This window comes from Propioniciclava sp. MC1683 (assembly GCF_014164675.1).
Classification (GTDB): Bacteria; Actinomycetota; Actinomycetes; order Propionibacteriales; family Propionibacteriaceae; genus Propioniciclava.
In genome coordinates, this window is record NZ_JACJFX010000063.1 from 1 (window position 1) to 6087 (window position 6087).

At 64.3% G+C, this 6087-nt stretch carries 9 protein-coding genes; 4 read left to right on the forward strand and 5 right to left on the reverse strand.

Features of this window, described 5'->3' with window-relative positions:
- On the forward strand, positions 1-224 hold a 224-nt coding region (locus H5397_RS16910), incomplete at its 5' end, for a transposase (RefSeq protein ID WP_182814264.1).
- 91 nt (positions 225-315) lie between these two features.
- Positions 316-756, forward strand: coding sequence for an AAA family ATPase (locus H5397_RS16915; protein WP_182818894.1), 441 nt, complete (start codon positions 316-318; stop codon positions 754-756).
- Between the two features lie 56 nt (positions 757-812).
- On the opposite strand, the gene H5397_RS16920 is transcribed toward H5397_RS16915, so the two are convergent.
- The 3 genes from H5397_RS16920 to H5397_RS16930 are packed head-to-tail and all read right to left on the reverse strand — an operon-like array spanning position 813 to position 3286.
- On the reverse strand, positions 813-1565 hold the full coding sequence (locus H5397_RS16920; RefSeq protein WP_182818895.1) for a hypothetical protein: 753 nt from the start codon (positions 1563-1565) through the stop codon (positions 813-815).
- A gap of 45 nt (positions 1566-1610) precedes the next feature.
- Positions 1611-2174: a hypothetical protein gene (locus tag H5397_RS16925; RefSeq protein WP_220492385.1), complete on the reverse strand. Its 564-nt coding sequence runs from the start codon at positions 2172-2174 to the stop codon at positions 1611-1613.
- A complete protein-coding gene (locus tag H5397_RS16930; RefSeq protein ID WP_182818898.1) occupies positions 2171-3286 on the reverse strand; it encodes an ImmA/IrrE family metallo-endopeptidase in 1116 nt (371 codons plus the stop codon). Before H5397_RS16930 ends, H5397_RS16925 begins: the two co-directional genes overlap by 4 nt.
- A 216-nt stretch (positions 3287-3502) precedes the next feature.
- Here H5397_RS16930 and H5397_RS16935 point away from each other — a divergent pair, with 216 nt between their 5' ends.
- Positions 3503-4228: a TIGR02391 family protein gene (locus tag H5397_RS16935; protein WP_182818900.1), complete on the forward strand. Its 726-nt coding sequence runs from the start codon at positions 3503-3505 to the stop codon at positions 4226-4228.
- A gap of 198 nt (positions 4229-4426) precedes the next feature.
- Here the strand turns inward: H5397_RS16935 and H5397_RS16940 are convergent, their stop codons facing one another.
- Positions 4427-5374, reverse strand: a complete 948-nt coding sequence (locus tag H5397_RS16940) for an HNH endonuclease (RefSeq protein ID WP_182818902.1) — start codon at positions 5372-5374, stop codon at positions 4427-4429.
- 230 nt (positions 5375-5604) lie between these two features.
- Here H5397_RS16940 and H5397_RS16945 point away from each other — a divergent pair, with 230 nt between their 5' ends.
- Positions 5605-5772, forward strand: coding sequence for a hypothetical protein (locus H5397_RS16945; protein ID WP_182818903.1), 168 nt, complete (start codon positions 5605-5607; stop codon positions 5770-5772).
- Between the two features lie 64 nt (positions 5773-5836).
- Here H5397_RS16945 and H5397_RS18995 read toward each other — a convergent pair whose 3' ends face one another.
- Positions 5837-5995, reverse strand: coding sequence for a type II toxin-antitoxin system RelE/ParE family toxin (locus H5397_RS18995; RefSeq protein WP_309224396.1), 159 nt, complete (start codon positions 5993-5995; stop codon positions 5837-5839).
- Between the last annotated feature and the right edge of the window lie 92 nt (positions 5996-6087).

Here is a 6087-nt window from a genome sequence, read left to right on the forward strand (position 1 = left end):
AGATCGCCCGTCGCAAGGCCAAGGGCAGCCGCGGCGGTCGCCCACCTGCCTTCGATCCCACCATCTACAAGGGCAGGAACGTGGTGGAACGCTTCTTCAACCGGATCAAGGAGTTCCGCGCCATCGCCACCCGCTACGACAAACTCGCTCGCAACTACCGCGCCGGCCTCGTCCTGGCCAGCACCATCATCTGCCTACGAGACCAGTTACGCGACACGCCCTAGGCGCCCGTAGGGTGTAGGCCATGCCCCTTCGTCAGAACCCCGGCTCGCGACGACAGATGCGAGCTGCAGGAATCGAACCGGCGGCCCCACCGTGGCGCGCGTCCTGATCACCGGTATGTCGGGAACCGGCAAGAGCACGCTCCTCGTGGAGCTGCACCAGCGCGGCCACCTCACTGTGGACACCGACTACGACAACTGGGTCCTGCCCAGCGGGGTATGGGACCCGGTCCGCATGGCGTCGCTCCTGGAGCGCCAGTCCCACGTCATCGTCTCCGGCACGGTCGAGAACCAGATCGACTTCTACGACCGCTTCGACCACATCGTCCTGCTCAGTGCGCCTTGGGCAACGCTGCTCGAACGGGTGACCTCGCGCAGCAACAACCCCTTCGGGCGAACCCAGGCGCAGCAGGACGAGATCCGGTTCTACCTGAACACCGTCGAACCGCTCCCGCGACGGAGGGCGACCTTTGAGCTCGACGGCACAAATCCCGTCAACGAACTGGCCGACGCGGTTGAGTCACTCACCGTCTGAACGCCCGCCTCTGCCGCATTGAGCGAACCATATGGCCGGGCCGCGTGCGCAAGCTGTCAGGCGAATCGTGCCCTGTGGACAAGTGACTTTGCCGTCTCGTAGGCAGCAAACGCGTCCGCCTCTGCGAGCGCCTCCACGGACTCCAGAGCACCCTCGTGATTTATGGCTATGGCCCGACGCATCAGTGATCCATCGTAGAGCGGAGGCTTGAAGTGAGCAGACGCCTTGCGCACCTCGTTCATCTGGTTCAACGGCTCGCGCAGGTCGGAAGGCACGATGTCGCGCTGTTGCGCCTCGTCGAGTAGCCGCCCGAGGCCCCAACTGCGCCATGACCGGTGCAACGACCCCTCGTCCATGCTGAGGATCCCCGCCAAGTGCCGCTCGCAGGCGGAATGACAGCAGAGCAAGGCGGCCAACCAAAGCCCGTCGACCAGCGCCTGGGCCGCCTCGTCCAGCAGCCAAACGCTCTCTGTCCCGCCGTGGACGAGGACTCCCCAATCGTGCGTGCACCGCTCATTGATTTCTCGCACGAGCAGCCAGCGCCGGGCGCGCGCCAGCCGCGACTCACTGTCTGAGAGGTAGAGCTGAGCCGTAACTACGTTGAGGTCATCGTCGGCGCCACCGTTTCGAGCGAGCCACAACTCAACGCTCTGGATTGCACTCAATGTCTCGACCCCTTGGAGTGGCAGCTCAGGTTGCGCGAAGACTACCTGCGGTTCCTCGGGACCTCGGATTGTCACGAGGCTAAGGTATGTCAGGTTGGGGGGCAGCGTGCCATCCGCAACCGCCGCCGGGGTGCGGTCGGTCATGGCAGCGGTCGTGACCGCACTCATGCCTTGGGCGACTGTTCGCGGTCATGCCGAAGGTTCGGTGTCCCGCGGCAGATAGCCGACTTTCCAGGCCCAGGGAAAAAGGCCGGCGCCGCTCGCGATTGGCAATCGCATGTCGGTGTCAATCAGTGCCTGAACGGCCTGCTCTACCGCCTCGCGGCGGGAGTAGACGTCAAGCACGAAATGGGCTTCGAGGACGAGCCAGAGGGTGTCGTGGCATTCGACGCCGAGACTCTCGGCAACCGTGATCGCGTTGCGTTCATCGATGAGGCCCATCAAGCCGCGGTGCCGCGCGCAGGCAATGACGGCGCACTCTCCCAGATGCTCGGTCCCACCACCCATGCGACCGAGCGCCACCAGAAGGGTGCTTTCTTCCTGCTCGGTGAGCATCACCGTCTGCGCCCATTCGGTATCGGCCACAGCCGGGATCCCGGGGTAGCGATCCCGGCCCTCGTTAATCTCGTCCTGCACTTCCAAGGGAACCGTCACCGTGCCGCCAGGGGCGAGGTGCTGCAGGATCGACGAGTGTCCGGCACGGCACAGGTGGGTATAGACGCTGGTGTCGATACACCACCCAGAGCCCGTCATCGGCGCGGGTGGCCCAGGAAGGCCCCCTGCCACCGCTCCGGGCTGGCAGGGCCAGGGTCGGGCAGTTCGTCACTGCTGACAGTGCCGCGCAGCACCTGCAGAACACGAGCAGGGGTCAGGGTTTCGTGGGCGTAGGCGTCTAGGCAGGCCGCCACAAAGCCGGTCGGCAGGGAAACGCCGTCCAAATCGGATCGAAGCTGCAAGCCGAGCCGCAGGAAGTCGCCGCGGGTGGGCTGCTTGCTCAGCAGCAAGTCGTGCTGTTCGAAGTCAACGAGGTTCAAGTTGCGCAGTTGCGCGATTGCTGCCGACCAGCTGAGTTGGAACTCGGTTGCCACTGTCGCGGCACGATCTCGCTCCGTCCGGCCCGCCACCTCCTGCCAGACACGTTCGACGCCAGGACGTGGGGCGAGGAAGTGGATCGCGAACGCGTTGACCATTCTCTCAGCGTCTAGGCTGGCGTTGGTGTCGTAGGCGTCACCGAACAACCAGTGGCCCAGTTCGTGCGCCGTGGTCATCCGGCGGCGGCCGAGGTCCTTGTCAGAATTTATTACCGCCACACCCGCGACGCCGACGTCGGTCTCGACTTCGACGCAACCGCCGTCCGCTCCCTGGGCACCAAGCGGCGTAGCTAACAGGTAGAGCCCCAGCTGCTCGCAGGCGTCGGACAGATTGGGCAGCGGACCTGCGGGATCCCCACCCAGCTGACGGCGGAACCGGCTCGCGGCATTCTCGGCTTGCTTGACCGTCCGGGGCGTGCGTGCATCAGGGTCACGGCCCGACGGGGTGAACACGCCCATGCTGACCATCTCGCGCACATCGGATGCGAAGTGCTGTAGCTCAAGGTCCAGTGACTTGGTGGTTTCGTGGCTGTTGGTGGGGGACTGTCGACGGCTCACGACCGCCGGAATGGCCGGTTCCACGAAGAACGCCACCGGCCGGCCCAGCACCTCGGCGAGCTTCAGCAATTCGCCCACCTTGACGTTGCGCGTGCCCTTCTCGATCAGCCCGATGGCGGTGCGGTCGAGGCCGACAGCAGCCCCCACGCTGTCTTGGGTCATGCCGGCGACCTCGCGTGCGATCGCGAGACGCTGCCCTATCTCCACCTTGTCCACGTGCGCGATTTTCTCACATTGGCGACGCGCTGTCAGTGGGCATGCACATCGTCCTCACGCGCGAGCCAGCTCACCCGGTGGTCGACGGCATGGGAACAACTCCCTGAGGTGCGATCCGGTGCAGAGCAGAACATCCGCACATGCCGCGGTCAGCGCGGTGTCGCGGTCGGTTCCTGCCGAAGACAGAACGTTGCGCGGACCGCATATCGTCAGACCATGGACGTCGAATGGGCACTCGAAGAGCTTCGTCGATTCATCGGCCTCACCAAGCTCCGCCAGCCGGCATCCGGCGGGGGCGTGGTCTTCATGGGGGACTTCGCGAGCCCCGTCGGGAGGAACGACGACATCGTCGCCGCAGCACAGGTGGTCGAGCAGATCCTTGATCGTGTCCTGCCGCGATGGCGAACCGAGGTACCTGACGACGGCAAGGAGCGATGGGTCAGGCATCACCAGGCGGCCATCCGCGCCGTCACCGCACTTGAGCGCCAGACCGAGCTGGCCGAACGATTCGGAGACAATGCACCGTCCATCAGCGCGGCTGATCTTCACCCCTGGATCTGGTCAGCGGCACGATCTCTCTGGCAGTCGGGCCACTATCGCGAGGCCATCAGAGCAGCCACGATCAAGATCAACGCTGAGACTCAGAATAGGGTGAGCCGCCGCGACGTTGCCGAAACGGACCTTTTCAAACAGGCATATAGCGATGACCCGCCCCAGCCCGGCAAGCCACGCCTGCGGCCCGCCGGGGACGACGGCGGCAAGACTGCCAAGTCCCTCCGCCGCGGCGTCGCAGCACTCGCCGAAGGCTGTTTCGCGGCCCTGCGCAATCCTTCCAGCCATGACGAGATCCAGGAACTGAGTGAGCAGGAGGCGGTGGAACAGCTAGCAACCCTGAGCGTGCTCGCCCGCCTGGTCGACGGGAGCACCACCGCCCAGGCCTGACCGCACGACGTCCGGTTCGGCAGCACAGTGCGCGAGGGCAGCCTGCCGGCTGTCGGACCCGAGCGCACGCCCTGACATGCCGCTGACGGCGCTCCCCACCTCCCAGGTCGTGGCACCGAGCATCCCGGCCGGCACGGACTGAACGACGCCCCCGACCGTGCGGGCCGGGGGCGTCCTGAGGTTCAACCGCCAGCAGGTCTAAGCGGGCACCTTGTTGGACTTTGTGCGGTTGCAGCGCCAGCAGAGCGTCTGGAGATTCTCAGGAGTCGACATGCCACCTCGAGACACCGGGGTGATGTGGTCCACCTCCAAGAGGAGGTGAGGTTCGGCTGCCACCGAGATCGTACATGTCTGGCACGTGTGGTTATCGCGGTCCTTGATGAAGCTGCGCAGCCTGGTAGTCATGAGTGCACGCTGGCCCGCAGCACTCTTGCGGAACCGGATCCGCTCGGACATCTTCTCTATCAGGGCATCGACCGTGTCTGACGTGAGCTTGACGGTGGTCCGCTGAGACGAATTCCCTCCGGCGCTGACGTACTCGAACACGTACTCCGGATACGGAATCTCAATCGGCGAGAGCTCAACTCCCATCTGCTCCATGAACCGCGTGCGGTAGTGCTTCATGATGAACTTGGGCGGGTTGATAGAGTTGGTGATGCTCGCCTCGCGATCGTGAAGGTTCTGGATCGCGCCTTCGAGACTGGAGATGCTCTCGCCCAAGCTCTCCACCCTCTCCAGGGACTGCTCGTTGGCCTTTATGTCGAAGTACCGCATCAGGTAGGTCAGCGGGTCGCCGCTCGCGTTGCGGACGACCTGCAGGGAGCAGTTGTGAACGTTGGGCGCCTGGAAGTTGGCGACGTTCCTGTCCCGCTTGTAGTTGTGTCGACTCGTGTTCTCATATGTAGCGAGGTGGGACTCGCCCCCCGTAGAGGAGACTCCAAGCTCGAACAGTCCACGGTTCCGAATCTCGGAGGCATAGTCCGTGATCTCGTTGTGCTCCTTGACTACCGCCGACAACTCCGCCTTAGCCGACTGGAACTCCTCGCTTGCGAAGTAGCGCTTCATGCGGATGTACCTGACCACAGGTACGGCAGCGATCATCAGGATGATGACCAGAACCACTGTCCCTGAGGTGGGGTCGTTCATGATCTGGCCCAAGGCTCCAAGAGCGAGCAGTGCATACCCAACGATGGATAGACATGACTTGGAGGATGAGGGGGTGGCACTTGCCATTGTTGAGTCTTCCCTTCGGGGCTTAGCGGTGGCTGGCTCCACCTGTCCCTAGCCAAGCTATCGGGGCCCTGTGACAGTTCGTTGCCTGTCCAGCCACCGCCTGTTGATGTGGCCTGGGTTTGGCCGGCCCCGACCACCGTTGGGTGGTCGCGGCCGAGCTCGACTGGTTGTTCCTGTTGGTGGCCGGCCACGTGGAGCTGACTGACGCGGTGCTCGCTGATCCTGGGTTGGAGGCCCACCAGGTGCTGATGAACGCACCCTTGGACTGGACCAGCGACACGATCAACCCGCCCTTCTCGCAATGCCAGTGAGTCACCGGAACTTCCGTCTCTCAGGGTGCAAGGCGAACATCCGGACATGCCGCTGCGGGGTGGTTCAGTGGCTCCGGTAGGTGTCGGCTCGGTGGTCGATGGCCATGATGGTGACGACGTCGGAGATCCGGTAGATGATCCGGAAGGCGCCGCGGCGTGCGCTGTAGAGGCCTTCGAGTTCGCGGCGGGAGGAATAGTCAAGACCTGTGGATGGGCGTGTCACGCGACGTGTTGATCGCCTCCTGATTCGTGGGTCGGTTCGTCGGGTCGTTCGACGAGGATGCCTTTGTCGAAGGTCGCGCCGGCACGGACCAG